Source organism: Streptomyces sp. NPDC021020 (assembly GCF_044333285.1).
Lineage (GTDB): Bacteria > Actinomycetota > Actinomycetes > Streptomycetales > Streptomycetaceae > Actinacidiphila.
Map to the genome: position 1 here is coordinate 821,640 of NZ_JBIRQQ010000002.1, position 13,824 is coordinate 835,463.

13 protein-coding genes are annotated in these 13,824 nt (G+C 76.9%); 1 reads left to right on the forward strand and 12 read right to left on the reverse strand.

Going from position 1 to position 13,824, the window contains the following annotated elements; genetic code table 11:
- The first annotated feature begins 50 nt into the window (after positions 1-50).
- Positions 51-1,598 carry a metallophosphoesterase family protein gene (locus ACH4SL_RS07890; RefSeq protein ID WP_398442549.1) on the forward strand — a complete coding sequence of 516 codons (1,548 nt, stop codon included), beginning with the start codon at positions 51-53 and terminating at the stop codon, positions 1,596-1,598.
- Here the strand turns inward: ACH4SL_RS07890 and ACH4SL_RS07895 are convergent.
- The 12 genes from ACH4SL_RS07895 to ACH4SL_RS07950 are packed head-to-tail and all read right to left on the reverse strand — an operon-like array spanning position 1,591 to position 13,814.
- On the reverse strand, positions 1,591-2,448 hold the full coding sequence (locus tag ACH4SL_RS07895) for a class I SAM-dependent methyltransferase (RefSeq protein ID WP_398442550.1): 858 nt from the start codon (positions 2,446-2,448) through the stop codon (positions 1,591-1,593). The genes ACH4SL_RS07890 and ACH4SL_RS07895 overlap by 8 nt on opposite strands.
- The gene (locus tag ACH4SL_RS07900) at positions 2,442-3,293 is read right to left on the reverse strand and encodes an alpha/beta fold hydrolase (RefSeq protein ID WP_398442551.1); all 852 of its coding nucleotides are present in this window, start codon (positions 3,291-3,293) and stop codon (positions 2,442-2,444) included. The genes ACH4SL_RS07895 and ACH4SL_RS07900 overlap by 7 nt, the downstream gene beginning before the upstream one ends.
- Entirely contained in the window at positions 3,290-3,973 is a 684-nt protein-coding gene (locus tag ACH4SL_RS07905) for a LysR substrate-binding domain-containing protein (protein WP_398442552.1), read from the reverse strand. Before ACH4SL_RS07905 ends, ACH4SL_RS07900 begins: the two co-directional genes overlap by 4 nt.
- Positions 3,970-4,845: a DUF6182 family protein gene (locus tag ACH4SL_RS07910; RefSeq protein ID WP_398442553.1), complete on the reverse strand. Its 876-nt coding sequence runs from the start codon at positions 4,843-4,845 to the stop codon at positions 3,970-3,972. The genes ACH4SL_RS07905 and ACH4SL_RS07910 overlap by 4 nt, the downstream gene beginning before the upstream one ends.
- A complete protein-coding gene (locus ACH4SL_RS07915; RefSeq protein WP_398442554.1) occupies positions 4,842-6,005 on the reverse strand; it encodes a hypothetical protein in 1,164 nt (387 codons plus the stop codon). Before ACH4SL_RS07915 ends, ACH4SL_RS07910 begins: the two co-directional genes overlap by 4 nt.
- On the reverse strand, positions 6,002-7,348 hold the full coding sequence (locus tag ACH4SL_RS07920) for an FAD-dependent oxidoreductase (protein WP_398442555.1): 1,347 nt from the start codon (positions 7,346-7,348) through the stop codon (positions 6,002-6,004). Before ACH4SL_RS07920 ends, ACH4SL_RS07915 begins: the two co-directional genes overlap by 4 nt.
- Entirely contained in the window at positions 7,348-8,295 is a 948-nt protein-coding gene (locus ACH4SL_RS07925) for a class I SAM-dependent methyltransferase (RefSeq protein WP_398442556.1), read from the reverse strand. The genes ACH4SL_RS07920 and ACH4SL_RS07925 overlap by 1 nt, the downstream gene beginning before the upstream one ends.
- The gene (locus ACH4SL_RS07930; protein ID WP_398442557.1) at positions 8,295-9,998 is read right to left on the reverse strand and encodes a GH3 auxin-responsive promoter family protein; all 1,704 of its coding nucleotides are present in this window, start codon (positions 9,996-9,998) and stop codon (positions 8,295-8,297) included. The genes ACH4SL_RS07925 and ACH4SL_RS07930 overlap by 1 nt, the downstream gene beginning before the upstream one ends.
- The gene (locus ACH4SL_RS07935) at positions 9,985-10,716 is read right to left on the reverse strand and encodes a dTMP kinase (RefSeq protein WP_398442558.1); all 732 of its coding nucleotides are present in this window, start codon (positions 10,714-10,716) and stop codon (positions 9,985-9,987) included. Before ACH4SL_RS07935 ends, ACH4SL_RS07930 begins: the two co-directional genes overlap by 14 nt.
- Positions 10,652-11,224, reverse strand: a complete 573-nt coding sequence (locus ACH4SL_RS07940; protein WP_398442559.1) for a shikimate kinase — start codon at positions 11,222-11,224, stop codon at positions 10,652-10,654. Before ACH4SL_RS07940 ends, ACH4SL_RS07935 begins: the two co-directional genes overlap by 65 nt.
- Positions 11,224-12,408: a chorismate synthase gene (gene aroC / locus ACH4SL_RS07945; RefSeq protein ID WP_398442560.1), complete on the reverse strand. Its 1,185-nt coding sequence runs from the start codon at positions 12,406-12,408 to the stop codon at positions 11,224-11,226. Before aroC ends, ACH4SL_RS07940 begins: the two co-directional genes overlap by 1 nt.
- A complete protein-coding gene (locus tag ACH4SL_RS07950) occupies positions 12,405-13,814 on the reverse strand; it encodes a class II 3-deoxy-7-phosphoheptulonate synthase (RefSeq protein WP_398442561.1) in 1,410 nt (469 codons plus the stop codon). The genes aroC and ACH4SL_RS07950 overlap by 4 nt, the downstream gene beginning before the upstream one ends.
- Between the last annotated feature and the right edge of the window lie 10 nt (positions 13,815-13,824).

Consider the following 13,824-nt stretch of genomic DNA (forward strand, 5'->3'; position numbering starts at 1 on the left):
GCTCCGCGGAGTCCACCTGCCGGGCCGCGCACGGGAGTTAGAGTCGCCCCATGCCGCCTTCCAGCTCGCCGGAAGCCTCCCCCGAGGCATCCTCCGCGCCCCCGCCGTCCTCCCGTGGCTCGCTCGCGGGCGCCGGATGGGAGGACCAGGAACCGGGCACGTACCCGGAGTTGATGCCGGAGCGGGTGTCGAACCTGTCGTGGCTGAATCCGGCGACGCTGTGGAAGGCGCGCAACGGCCCGCTCGCCTCGCTGCTGGGCGACCCGACCGGGGCGCGGCGGCAGCAGTGGGTACGCGGGCAGGTCGAGCGCGGCGCCGCGAACGAGGACCTGCTGATCGAGCGGGACGACCCCGACACCTTCTCCTTCCTGCTGCTCGGCGACACCGGCGAGGGCGACGCCCCGCAGTACGCCGTCGTCCCCGGCATGCTGAAGGCCGGGGCCGGCACCCGCTACACGGTGCTGTGCAGTGACGTGCTCTACCCGGTGGGCAGCGCCGACGAGTACGGCACGAAGTTCTTCCGGCCCTACCGCGACTACGACGCGCCGATCTACCCGATACCCGGCAACCACGACTGGTACGACGGTCTGGGCGGCTTCATGCGGGTCTTCTGCGACGCCCCCGAGCCGCCGCCCGCGCCCCGCCCGCGGTTCGGGTCGGCGGCCTGGTGGCGGTCGCTGCTGTGGCGGGCGCCCGCGACGATCGACGCGGAACGGCTGGCGGCGGCGCGCCGGATGCGGGACCGGCCCGCGCAGGCGGCCCGGTGCCCCGGGCCGTACTGGGCCATGGACTCCGGGCCGCTGCGGATCATCGGGATCGACACCGGGCTGCTCGGCGGGATCGACCGCGAGCAGGGCGAGTGGCTCGCCCGGGTGGCGCGCGGCCCCCGGCCCAAGATCCTGGTGACCGGCTCGCCCCTCTACGTCGACGGCGAGCACCACCCCTGCCCCATCGAGGGCGGCGGCACGGTCGACGCCATCGTGCGCGACCCGCGCAACCGCTTCGTCGCGGCGATAGGCGGCGACATCCACAACTACCAGCACTACCCGGTCGACGTGGACGGGCGCCGTATCGAGTACGTCGTCTCGGGCGGCGGCGGTGCCTTCATGCACGCCACCCACACCATCCCGCCGGTCACCGTGGGCGGCGTGACCGAGGACCGCTTCCGCTGCTACCCGCTGCGCGCGGACTCGCTGGCCTTCTACAGCCGCCTGTACGGCCGCAGGCTGCGGCTGCGGAAGCTGTTCGACCTGACGCCGGACCAGGCCGCCGCCGTGATCGCCGCCCGGCTGGGCCTCGCCCCCACCCGCGCGCCGGCCGCCGCCGAGGTCACCCGGCGCACCCGCTTCGTGGCCGCGGTGCTCGGCGTGGCCTCCCGCCCCGGCCGCAGACGCCGGCTGCGGCTGCCGGTGCGGAAGCTGCTGACCGGCGTGCTGTCCCCGGGCTCGGCCACCTACAGCCCGCCGTTCTTCAAGAACTTCCTGCGCCTGGACGTGACCCCCACCGAGATCCGCGTCCGGTGCTTCGCCGCGACGGGACTGCGGCCCCACGAGCTGGAACCCCCCGTCGAGGACGACTTCACCATCCCCCTCACCTGAGGCCCGCGCCGGGCGGGACGGTGCCGACGGCCACGACGTTGCCCTCGCTGATGTAGGCGTCGGGGGAGCGCAGGGGGTGGGAGGGGTGCTCCGGGGTCAGCAGGGGGGTCCATGTCTCTTCCGGGAGGCCGCTGTCGAGGGCCTGGCGGGCGACGCTCGCCGTGGCCAGGCCGTAGAAGTGGGTGGCCGCCGGGGTGAGCGGTGCGTAGTGCTCGATCAGCAGGGTCTGCTGGCGGACTCCGGCCAGGCCCGCACGGCGCAGCCACCGGTGCAGGTCCCGGGTGCGCAGCAGCTGGTGGGCGTAGCCGGGGACGCGGGCGGCGTGCCGGAAGAAGTCGGTGAGCTGGAAGGGGTCGCCGGGGCGGAGGGTGAGGAGCGCCGCGTCGAGGTCCTTGACGGCGACGATCCCGCCCGGGCGCACCACCCGCCGGAATTCGGCCAGCGCGCGCGCCAGTTCGCCGTCGTCGAGGTACTGCACGGTGTTGGCGCACCACACGGCGTCGAACGTGTCGTCGGGGTAGGGCAGGTCCAGGACGTCGCCGGTCCTGACGTCGACCGGCGGTGCGAGCTGCCCTGCGCGGCGCCCGGCGAGTGCGGCGTTCTCCGGTGCGAGGTCGACGGCCGACAGCCTGCCCTGCGGGCCGACGCGTTCGGCCAGCAGCGGCAGGAAGGTGCCGCTGCCGCACCCGGCGTCCAGCACGTGCCAGCCGCGGTGCAGCCCGGCCAGGCCGAGCGCGGTGCGGTAGGCGTCGGCGCACGCCGCGAAGTGCGCGTCCACGACGTCCCCGGTGGTGAAGCCCAGTCCGGTGGAGGTGGTGTGGCCCCATGCCGCGTGGTCGTCGGTCAGCACGGCAGGTCCTCCTGGTGGACGGTGACGCGGGCCGGGTGTCGGGCGCCGGGCACGGGGACGCGGGAGGTGCCCGCGACCTCGTCGAGCAGGTCGGCGAGCAGCGCGGTCAGGGTGTGCGGGGTCTCCAGCGGCGGCAGGTGCCCGGAGGTGGGTACGACGGCCAGGCGCGCGCCGGGGAGGTGGCGCGCGGTGGCCTCCGCCTCCTCGACCGTGACGAGGGAGTCCTCCTCGCCCACCGCGACCAGCGCGGGCACCGCCAGCGCCGCCAGCGCCGGGCCGGCGTCGGGCCGTCCGGCGGCGGCGCGCTGGGCCCAGGCGACGGACGCGGGCGGCGCCGCGGCGCCCGCCGCGCGCAGCTCCGCGGCGACCCGGGGCCGGCGGTCCCGGGTGGTGGGGCCGAAGAGCCGGCCGGCCGCGGCGGCGGCCCAGCCGGGCGCGGCCGCGGGATCGCCCATCGCCGCCGCGAACGCCAACCGCCCCTCGCGGGCCGCCGCGTCGTCCGCGGCGGCCCGCGTGGAGACCAGCCCGAGGCCCAGCACGCGGTCCGGCCAGCGCCGGGCGAAGGCCATGGCGACGTACCCGCCCATCGACACCCCGGCCAGGACCGCGCGCTCCACGCCGTGGCCGTCCATGGCACGGCGCAGGTCGTCCGCGAGCAGGTCGACCGAGGGCGGTTCCGAGCCCAGCGGCCTGCCGCCGAACCCCCGCTGGTGCGGGGCGAGCACCCGGTGCCCGCGCAAGGTCAGGGCGTGCTGCTGGGCCCGCCACATCGCGGCGTCGAGCGCGAGCGCGTGCAGCAGCACCACCGGCGGCCGGGACGCGCGGCCGGGACGCGGCGCGGTCATCGGACCGGCTCCGCGGTCGCGGTGCGGGCGGCCTCGGCGTTCTCGGCGTCCCGTACGAAGCGGGCCACGTGGCCGGGCAGCGGGGAGCCGCGCAGCCAGGCCAGGGCGACCGGCCCCGGCGGGAGGCCGTGGACGGGAAGCACCTCGACCCCCGCGGGCACCGCGGTGGCCAGCGACAGGAAGGAGAGGTGCACGGCGTCGCCCGCGACGAGGACGTCCGCCATGGCCTGCACCGTCGTCATGGGGTGGACACGGCGGATCGGGCGCCCGGACGGCGCCGTGCGGGGCACCACCTCGTCCCACACCTCCGGCGGGAAGTCCGTGGGGCAGCGGAAGTCCGCGAAGTCGGCGACGTCCTCCAGGGTGAGGGCGCCCCGGCGGGTCAGCGGGTGGTCCGCGCCCACCGCGACGGCCCGCGGGTCGTGCCAGACCGGGCGGCTGATCTCCAGGTCGGGTGTGCGCGGCAGGTACTTGACGACCATGAGGTCCATCTGCCCGGCACGCAGCGCGGTGAAGGGGTCGTCCACCTCGAACGGGAGCCACCTCACGGCGTCCGCGGGCCATCCCGCGCCCGCCACGATCCGGTCGGCCATGGTGTGGGAGGCGTGCAGCCCGCAGCGGATCACGGGGCTCCCCGCGGCGGGGTCTTCCGCGCGCGCGGGCGGGGCGGAGGCGGTCACAGGCGTTCTCCTCGGGTCAGGGCGGCCCACGCGCGCAGACGGGGCGGGGCGGGGGCGCCGTGGGCGGGCGGTTCCTCGGCGTCGACGCGCAGCGCGGCGAAGTCGGCGCGCAGCCCGCCGAGCGACGGGACGTGGTGCAGGGTGAGGCAGTCGCCGGGTTCGACGAGGCCGTCGAGCACCGCCTCGACCAGCAGGTGGTGGGTGTGCACCAGCAGGCGGGGCAGCGGGGTGCGGGCCGTGGCGACGTACAGCTGCCGGCGCAGCGGCGCCCGGCGGGCCGGGCGGCCGGCGTCGGGCACCAGTACCGGGGTGGGCGGGATCGCCGGGGCCCCGCCGGAGACGTGCAGCGTCTTGAGCAGCCTGCGCAGCGGCGCAGTCGCGGCCGGCGGCGCCGGTGCGCACCACCCCACGGACCCGTCGGGCGCCAGGTGGTGGAAGTCGAAGCGGCGCTGGAGGCGGCGCGGGTCACCGGCCAGGAAGACGGTGCGGGTCAGCGAGCGGCGCCAGGCCGCGACGCGCTCCGCGTCGTGGCGGGACCGCAGCGACAGGCCGAACGCGCAGGCCTGGGCGACCCAGCGGGCGGGTGCGTAACTGCGCACCACGGCGACGGCGTGCGCCCCGCGCCCGTCCTCCTCGGCGAGGGCGTCCCTGGCGCGCAGCAGCCGCTCCAGATCCGCGTCCGCGCCGTCCAGCAGGTCCGGGCGGACCCGGTGCAGCCGGGCGGCGGCCGCCCGCCGCAGCTCCTCCTGGCCGAGGGCCCTGGCCGTGGCTGCCGTGTCTGCCGTGCCCGCTGTCCCGGCTGTCCCGGCTGTCCCGGCTGTGCCCGCCGTGCTCCCTGTGTCCGACGTCCCCGTCGCCCCCCGCGCGGTCACAGGAACACCTCCCGCAGGGTGTTTGGGGGCAGCCGGGTGGGGCGGCGGCCCAGCAGACCGGAGGTCAGCCGGTAGGCGTCGACGTAGGCGTGGCCGCGCCGGTGGCGGCCGATCAGCTCGGCGGCCGGGGCGCCGGCGGCCTCGTCGGCGTCCAGGATCCGGCGGGCCCGCCGGACCTGCTGGACGAGGAGTTCGGCGCGGAAGGACTCCCGCTGCCCGGGCCCGAGGCTCGCCAGGAAGTACAGCCGCGCCCCGAGGGCCACCGCGGCGCGGTCGTGGCCGGGCAGCAGGGCGTCCAGCAGCGCCCCGGCGTGCAGGCCCTGCCAGCCGCCCTCGCGGGCCGAGCGGATCCGCCCGTCGACGGGCACCCGCCCCACCGGCACCCGGTGCACGGCGGGGCCGCGCGCCTGCAGCACCCGCTGGAGGAGCTGGTAGTCCGCGTCGAGGTCCGGGTCGTACAGCAGCACGATCTCGTCGTGGCGGGCGGCCAGCGGGAGCAGGTCGCGCAGGGCGCACGCCAGGTAGTTGGGCCGCCCGTCGGCGGTCACGATCTGCCGCAGCGGCAGGCCCTGCGCGGTCAGGTCGAGGTAGACGGGCCCGCCCATGGGGCGCTGGTCCAGGCACAGCCCGTCGGCGGCGAGGAGGTCGAGGGCGTCGTGCAGGGTGAGGCCCGGCGGCTGGTGGGCCGTCAGGCCCGGGTCGTGCATGCCGAGCCGCGCGTAGTGCCGCTGCCACAGCTCCAGCACCCGCAGCGCCGCCGGGTGCGTCCACCCCTGGTGCTCGACGGCGTCGGCGTAGGGGCGCAGGGCGGCGGCGGGGGCGCGCCGCCCCTCCTGCCGGAAGCGCACGTACAGCGCCCCGATGCCCTCCTCGTCCATGGCGCCGAAGTCGGCGTCGCCGACCGCGCGGTCGAGGAACTCCCAGAAGCCCAGGGTCTGTTCGGTGGGGTGGTAGGCGGTGTGGCTGTAGCGGAGCGCGGTGTCGGCCACCTGGCCGGTCGCCCGGTACATCACGTCCGCCCACAGCAGGCCCTTCAGGTGCGAGGGCGTGAGCGGCTTGGACGGCGTGACGGTCACCGGCGCGATGAGCACGCGCGGCCGGCGGGGCGTCGCCGCGACGGGGGCGGACGCGGGCGCCGCGGGGGTGGTCAGCGCCGTCATGCCCGGGCTCCCGCCGCGGGCCGCTCCCGGTTGCCGGTCGCGGCCCGTACCCGCACGGCCAGGGCGTTGCCGGCGAAGGCTTGCTGCGGTGTGTCGAGGCTCATGAGCGTACGGGTCAGGGCCCGCCACACCGTGCCGTCCACCGCGGCGGCCGCCGCCAGCTCGCCCGCGGTCACGCCGGGCAGCCCGAACGCGGGCGACCCGGCGGCCGGGGTCCCCGCGGTCCAGGCGGCGGTACGGGCCCGGTCGGCGGCGGCCGCGTGCTCGAACCACGGGCGCAGCGCGGCCTCGGCCAGCCGCCCGGCCGCGGCGCGCTGCACGGAGTCCACCGCGGGGTGCGCGTCCAGCAGGTCGGCCAGCGCGAAGGCGTGGGAGAACGCCAGCGACATGCCGCGCCCGAAGATCGGGTCGGTGACGGCCGCCGCGTCGCCCACCGGGTGGAGCCCGGCCACCGGCGGGTGGACGGCCGCGGCGCGCAGCACGTTCGGCGGGCAGGTGAGCGCGTGCACGGCGGACAGCGGCTCGGAGGCGCCGGGCGCGAGCCACGGGCCCAGGAAGGGGCTCGCGGCCGCGACCCGGGTGAAGTCCGCGCTGTCGCGCAGCCGCCCCCGGGTGCGGTCGGCGGGCAGGGTGCCCAGCGCGACGGTGAAGGTCGCCCCGTCGCCGAGGTGCAGGACCGCGGCGTAGCCGTCCCAGATCCCCCCGGCGGCGTTGCCGCGGTTGAGTACGCCGGGGGGCTGCGCGCCGTTGCGGCGGTACAGCCGGGAGAAGCTGGTGATCGCCGAGCGCTCGACCCGGTCCGCGGGCAGCGGGATCCCGGCGGCCGCCAGCCAGCTGCGGGCGGCGCCCCTGCGGCCGGTGGCGTCGACGACCAGATCGGCCCGCATCTCCTGCCCGCCCAGCCGCACCCCGCGCACCCGCCCGTCGTCGACCAGCACGCCGGTGACGCGGTGGCCGTGCCGGACGCGGACGCCCGGCCGGGCCGCGACGTAACCGTGCAGGACCCGTTCGAAGACGGTCCGGCGGCACGCGAGGCCGATGAGGTCCGGGTCGGTGACCGGCGGGCCGCCGGGCGGGGCTGCCCGGGTGAGGTCCAGGAGCGTGGCGCCCGCCGCCAGCAGTTCGTGCAGCAGCTCCGGGGCCCGGTCCCGCAGCAGGCAGGTGCCGAGCGAGGTGAAGGTGTGCGCGTGCAGGGCCTGCGGTACGGCCGCGCGCCGCCATTCGCCGGGTCCGTCCGGCGGTGGCGGTGTCGCCTCCAGGACGTCGACCCGGTGTCCCCGGGCGGCGAGCGCGAGTGCGGCGGCCAGTCCCGCGACGCTTCCTCCGGCCACGACGACGCGCATCAGCGTTTCGCACCGTGGACGAAGAACACCCGGCGGACGGGCCCGACGGTACGCGGCGGCACCGGGTCGGGCCAGCGGCCGTAGTCGGCGGCCTCCTCGCCGGGCTGCGTCGCCGTCACGTCGAAGCCGTGGCGGGCGAAGAGCCGCTCGGGCTCGTCCTCGCCGAACAGCCAGGGGCAGCCCCAGCCCGCGAAGACGTCCAGCAGGCCCCGCGTGTCGGGCAGCGTCAGCGCGGCGCGGTTGACGATGTCCGCGACGATCAGGCTGCCCGGGGCCATCAGCGCGGCCACCCGGCCGAGCATCCGGTGCGCGTCCGCCTCGGGGATGTAGTAGAGCAGGCCCTCCAGCAGCCACACGGAGGGGGCCGCGGGGTCGTACCCGGCGGCGGTCAGCCGGCTCTCCCAGTCGGGGGAGGTCAGGTCGGCGGCCACCGCGTGGTGGTCGGCCCGGGGCGCGGCCAGGCCCGCGAGGCGCCCGTGCTTGTAGGCCAGCACCGCGGGGCGGTCGACCTCGAAGTACCTGACGCCGTCCGGCCATTCCAGCCGGTAGGCGCGCGAGTCCATCCCTGCGGGGGCGAGCACGATCTGCCGCAGGCCCTGCCGGTGCGCGGCGTCCTGGAGGAGGTCGTCGAAGAGCCGGGTGCGGATCGCGTTGTAGTCGGGGGTGCTGGGCAGGGTGCGCGCCGCGTCCCGCGGGAAGGTCACCGCCCGGATCTCTGCGAGGAGTTCGGGGCCGAGAGCGCCGCAGAGCGCGGCCGCGTACGGGTCGTCGTAGATACGGTCGGGGCGCCGGGTCTCGGCGGCCCGCAGCGCGGCGGTGAGCAGGGCGGTGCGCTCGACGGCGTCCAGCGCGGTGTCGGCGGGGGAGTCCGCGGGGGCGGTGCCGGGGTCGGTGCCGGAGGCGGGGTCGGGGTCGGTGCCGGGGGCGGGGCGGGTCTGCTGGGGCATCATTCACCTCGGTCGGCGGGAGCGTGGCCGGGTGCGGTCAGCCGGTCCCACTGCCGGCTGTCCTGGCGGAAGAGGCGGTCCTTGACCTGCGTCGGGCGGGTGCCCTCGGCGACAGCGGCCAGCCAGTCGCGGTCGAAGGCGTCGCCGTCCAGGAGGGTGACCCGGGCGGGCGCGAGGCGGGCCTCCTCCCGGGCCGACCGGTAGCCCGCGGAGCCCTGCCGCAGCTCCTCGTCGAGGCGGGCGCCGAAGCGGTGCAGCTCGTCGGCGCTCCACGCGTCCGCCGGGGCCAGGGCGAAGCGGTAGCCGGGGCGGCCGGTGCCCGGGTCCGGCTCCACACGGCACGCGGCGTTGCGCACCGCGAGCCCGCCCGCCGCCGCGGCGCCGGCCAGCGCCCTGATCACCTGCGCGTCGCGCAGCCGCTCGCCGGCCGCGTCCGAGCGGGTGGCCCGCCCGGCGTATTCGAGCCGGGGCACACCGTCGACCCGGTCCACCACCCGGACCACGTCGCCGACCGCGTAGCGGTACAGGCCGCCGACGTGGCTGAAGACGACGTGGTAGTCGTGGCCGGTGTCGAGCTGCTGGACGTCCCAGGTGGGGGTCTCGGGGCGGATGTCCTCGTCGGCGTCCGCGAATTCGAGGACCGAGGCGGTCAGGACGGGGCTTCCCGCGGTGGGGTGCCGGTCCAGCGCGGTGCCGACCGGGCCCTCGGAGGCGGCCACCGGCGCGGGCAGGGCCGTCACCGCGGTCCCGTACTCCTCGCGCAGCCGCGGCAGGTACAGGCTCGCCATGCCGGTGGTCCAGCAGAACAGCGCCCGCATCCGCGGCCACACCACGGCCGGCCGCGGCACACCCGCGCGGTGCGCCGCCCGCTCCAGCTCCGCCGCCCGCCGCGGGTTGGGCTCCCGGGCGGGAACGCCGTCCACGGTGCCGTCGCGGACGTCGCGCAGCAGCCGCGGCCACCACCGGCGCAGCTGGTAGGGCAGGGCGGCGACCATGGCGGGGTTGATCCCGATCACCAGCCGCACGTCGCTCTCCACGGCCAGCCGCAGCCGGGCGTACATCTTGCCCTCGTGGTCGTCGGCCGCGAGCGGGACGGGGAGGGTCGCCCAGGGGGCGAAGGAGCCGGGCTCGGCCGCCAGCGGCTCGCCGAACCGCTCCCCGAAGTCGACCTGGCTGGCGCCGACATGGGGCCGGCCGTCGCCGAGCGTCGGCGGGGCCGCCAGCGGGTCGTGCTTGAGGTTGAGCACGGCGTCCGGCCGGTCGAGCACCTCGGGGAAGTGCTCCAGCAGGGGTGCCCAGGCGGCGAAGTAGAACGGCAGGAAGGTGGTCCGCACGAAGCCCGGTGTCACCGGGATCTTCTTGTGCGCGCCCGTGCTGCCGCTGCTGGTGAACCACACCGCGGGCGGATCGGCGCTCAGCACGTCCGCCTCACCGGCCGCGGCCCGCTCGATCCAGGGCTCCAGGTCGGCGTAGGCGTGGATCGGGACGGCCTTGCGGAAGTCGTCCAGCGAGCGGATCCGCCGGAAGCCGTGCGCGGCGCCGAAGCGGGTGCCGGCGTTGAAGTCCAGCAGGTCCTGGAGCACCTTGCGCTGGTGGGCGGCCGGGTCGGCGAGGGCGTCGCGCAGCCGGGCCCGCTCGGCGAAGACCCGTGCGCGGTAGCGGGCGTTGCGGTCGTGGAAGGCGGTGGGGTCAGGCGCGGACATCGGCGAGTGCCTCCTGGATCCGGTGGGCGGTGACCGACGGGTCGCCGGTCGCGGGAAGGCGCCGCAGCGGCAGGTGGCGGACCTCCTCGCGCATCAGCCTGCGCAGGTCGCTCTGGTAGTCCTCGAAAGCGGGCCGGACGGGCGAGGCGCCGTAGAACTCCAGCGCGTTGAGGCCCGCGCCGCGGCCGCAGCGCTCCCAGGCCGTGGCGGGCGGCACCTCCAGCTCGATGACGCGGTGCGGCTGCGGGTAGGAGCGCCACCAGGCGAACAGCGGGCTCTCCTGGGCGCCGGCCAGCCGGCACTTCGCGAGGAATTTGTAGTAGTAGGAGTCCATGACCACCGGCCGCCCGGGATCGCAGCGCCGCAGCTCGTCGCGCAGGTGCACCACCGCCGCGTGGAAGAGCGCCGCCAGGAAGTCCGGGGTGTAGTCGCCCCCGACGTGCGGCAGCAGCCGCCCGGCCAGCCGGCGCAGCTGGCCGACCTGGAGGTGGCGCGGGCCGAGGAATCCCTCGTCGGTCGACAGCACCTGCACCTCGGGGTGCGCCGCCGCCAGGGCGCCGAGGACGGTCGACTTGCCCGCGAAGTCGCCGCCGATGAGGACGGTGAAGTCCGGTGGGCCCGGCGGCCGCGCGGGCTCCGCCGGCTCGGGCCGGTCAGGGCGGGGCCAGGCGCTCCGCCGCGGACCGGTGCTCGTACAGCTGTCCTGAATGCCCGTCATGGCTCAGCTCCAAGGCTCGCATCACGTGCTCGGCGACCTGGTCCGGTGCCAGGCCGTCGGTGTCGACCACCGCCCGGGCCACCGCGGTGTAGAGGGGGCGGCGCAGCTCCGTCAGCGCGCGCCACCGGCCGAGCGGGTCGCCCGCCAGCAGCGGCCGGGCGCCGCCGCGGCGCAGCCGGCCGAGGGCGGCCTCGGGCCCCATCGACAGGTACGCCACCGGCCGGCCGGCCAGCCGGGCGCGGGTCCGCGCGCGCAGCACCGCCCCGCCGCCGAGCGAGAGCACCCCCGGGTGCTCGGCCAGTGCGGCGGCCACCGCCCGCTCCTCGGCCTCCCGCAGGTACTCCTCGCCCTCGTCCGCGAAGATCTCCGCGACGGAGCGGCCCTCGGCGGCCGCCACGTCCGCGTCGGTGTCGCGGCACCGCAGGCCGAGCCGGGCGGCCAGCAGCGCGCCCACCGTGGTCTTGCCGACGCCCGTCGGACCCACCAGGACGACCCGCGGGCCGCCCATCAGCGCACCGCGAGGTGCGCGAGGAAGGCCGCGGCGTTGCGCCGGGTCTCGGCGACGCTGTCGCCGCCGAACTTCTCCACCACCGCGTCCGCGAGCACCAGCGCGACCACCGCCTCGGCGACGATCCCGGCGGCCGGCACCGCGCACACGTCGCTGCGCTGGTGGTGGGCCCTGGCGGCCTCGCCGGTGGACACGTCCACGGTGGCGAGCGCCCGCGGCACGGTCGCGATCGGCTTCATCGCCGCGCGCACCCGCAGGATCCCGCCGGTGGACACCCCGCCCTCGGTGCCCCCGGAGCGGCCGGACCTGCGCCGGATGCCGCGCGGGCCGGGCTCGATCTCGTCGTGCGCCACGGAGCCGCGGACCCGGGCGAGGCCGAAGCCGTCGCCGACCTCGACGCCCTTGATCGCCTGCACACCCATCAGGGCGCCGGCCAGCCGGGCGTCCAGCCGCCGGTCCCAGTGGGTGTACGAGCCCAGGCCCACCGGGACGCCGTAGGCCAGCACCTCCACCACGCCGCCCAGGGTGTCGCCGTCCTTGCGGGCCCGCTCGATCTCCTCGACCATCGCCGCGGAGGCGGCGGCGTCCAGGCACCGCACGGGGTCGGCGTCCAGCCGGTCCTGGTCGGCGGGCAGCGGTGCGACGCCGGGCGGGCTCTCGGCCCCGCCCAGCCCGACCACGTGCGAGACCAGCTCGACGCCCACGGTCTCCGCGAGGAAGGAGCGGGCGGCGGCCCCCAGCGCGACCCGGGCGGCGGTCTCCCGGGCCGAGGCGCGCTCCAGGACCGGACGGGCCTCGGCGAAGCCGTACTTCTGCATCCCGGCGAGGTCGGCGTGGCCGGGCCGGGGCCGGGTCAGCGGGGCGCCCCGGGCCGACTCGGCGAGGATCTGCGGATCCACCGGGTCGGCGGCCATGACCTGCTCCCACTTGGGCCACTCGGTGTTGCCGACCATGACCGCGACCGGCGAGCCGAGCGTCAGCCCGTGCCGCACCCCGCCGAGCAGGGTCACCGCGTCCTGCTCGAACGCCATCCGGGCGCCGCGGCCGTGGCCGAGCCGGCGGCGGGCGAGGGCGGCGGCGATCATCCCGGTGGTCAGCGGGGTGCCCGCGGGCAGCCCCTCCAGCGTCGCGACCAGGGCCGGGCCGTGGGATTCGCCGGCGGTGAGCCAGCGCAGTCGGTTCATGCGGTGCTCCTCGGTCGCGTCCCGGTCCGCTCCGCGCCGCCGCGGACCGCGTCGCCCCGGTGCGGGTACATCTCGGCCACCAGGAAGGCCAGGTCCAGGGACTGGCTGTGGTTCAGGCGCGGGTCGCAGGCGGTCTCGTAGCGCCGGTGCAGGTCGTCGACGAAGACCTCGGCGCCGCCGCCCACGCATTCGGTGACGTCGTCGCCGGTCAGCTCCACGTGGATGCCGCCGGGATGGGTGCCGAGCGCCCGGTGCACCTCGAAGAAGCCCTTGACCTCGTCGAGGACGTCGTCGAAGCGCCGGGTCTTGTGACCGGACGGGGCCTCGTAGGTGTTGCCGTGCATGGGGTCGCTCACCCACGCCACGGTCAGCCCGGAGGCGGTGACCTTCTCCACCAGCTCCGGCAGCCGGTCGCGGACCCGCTTCGCCCCCATCCGGACGACGAAGGTCAGCCGGCCCGGCTCTCCGTCCGGGTCGAGGCGCTCGGCGTACTGCAGCGCCTCGTCCACGGTCGTGGTCGGACCGAGCTTGACGGCGACCGGGTTGCGGATCCGGGCCGCGAACGCGATGTGCGCGCCGTCCAGCTGCCGGGTCCGCTCGCCGATCCACACCATGTGGCCCGAGACGTCGTACAGCTCTCCGGTCCGCGAGTCGACCCGGGTCAGGGCCCGCTCGTAGTCCAGCAGCAGCGCCTCGTGGGAGGCGAAGAACTCGACCTGGTCGAACTCCTCGGGGCTCGCCCCGCACGCGTGGATGAAGCTCAGCGCGCTGTCGATCTCGCGGGCCAGCCGCTCGTAGCGCTCCCCGGAGGGGGAGGACGCCACGAAGTCCCGGTTCCAGGCGTGCACCTGGCGCAGGTCGGCGAAGCCGCCGGTGGACAGGGCGCGTACGAGGTTGAGCGTCGCCGCCGAGGAGTCGTACATCCGCCGCAGCCGGGCGGGGTCGGGCGTACGGGACCGCCCGGTGAAGGCGAGGCCGTTGACGGCGTCGCCGCGGTAGCTCGGCAGCGTCACCCCGTCGCGCGTCTCGTACGCGCTGGAGCGCGGTTTGGCGTACTGCCCGGCGATCCGGCCGACCTTCACCACCGGCACCCGCGCCGCGTACGTGAGCACGGCGCTCATCTGGAGCAGCGTCCTGAGCTTGCCCCGTATCTGGTCGGCGGAAACCGCCTCGAAGGTCTCCGCGCAGTCGCCGCCCTGGAGGAGGAACGCCTCCCCGCGGGCGACGGCCGCCATACGCTCGCGCAGCCGGTCGCACTCCCCGGCGAAGACGAGCGGCGGGCAGGCCTCCAGGTCGGCGATCACCTCGCGCAGGGCCTGCGGATCGGGGTAGTCGGGCTGCTGCGCCGCGGGCAGGCCTCGCCGGCCGGGCAGCGCCGGCACCGGGCCCTCCGGGTTCGCTTGCATGACGGGTTCT

Coding starts and splice junctions, on each gene's coding strand:
- ACH4SL_RS07890 (WP_398442549.1), top strand. CDS start 51: ATGCCGCCTTCCAGCTCGCCGGAAGCCTCCCCCGAGGCATCCTCCGCG.
- ACH4SL_RS07900 (WP_398442551.1), bottom strand. CDS start 3,293: ATGACCGCGCCGCGTCCCGGCCGCGCGTCCCGGCCGCCGGTGGTGCTG.
- ACH4SL_RS07915 (WP_398442554.1), bottom strand. CDS start 6,005: ATGACGGCGCTGACCACCCCCGCGGCGCCCGCGTCCGCCCCCGTCGCG.
- ACH4SL_RS07920 (WP_398442555.1), bottom strand. CDS start 7,348: ATGCGCGTCGTCGTGGCCGGAGGAAGCGTCGCGGGACTGGCCGCCGCA.
- ACH4SL_RS07925 (WP_398442556.1), bottom strand. CDS start 8,295: ATGCCCCAGCAGACCCGCCCCGCCCCCGGCACCGACCCCGACCCCGCC.
- ACH4SL_RS07930 (WP_398442557.1), bottom strand. CDS start 9,998: ATGTCCGCGCCTGACCCCACCGCCTTCCACGACCGCAACGCCCGCTAC.
- ACH4SL_RS07935 (WP_398442558.1), bottom strand. CDS start 10,716: ATGACGGGCATTCAGGACAGCTGTACGAGCACCGGTCCGCGGCGGAGC.
- ACH4SL_RS07940 (WP_398442559.1), bottom strand. CDS start 11,224: ATGGGCGGCCCGCGGGTCGTCCTGGTGGGTCCGACGGGCGTCGGCAAG.
- aroC (WP_398442560.1), bottom strand. CDS start 12,408: ATGAACCGACTGCGCTGGCTCACCGCCGGCGAATCCCACGGCCCGGCC.
- ACH4SL_RS07950 (WP_398442561.1), bottom strand. CDS start 13,814: ATGCAAGCGAACCCGGAGGGCCCGGTGCCGGCGCTGCCCGGCCGGCGA.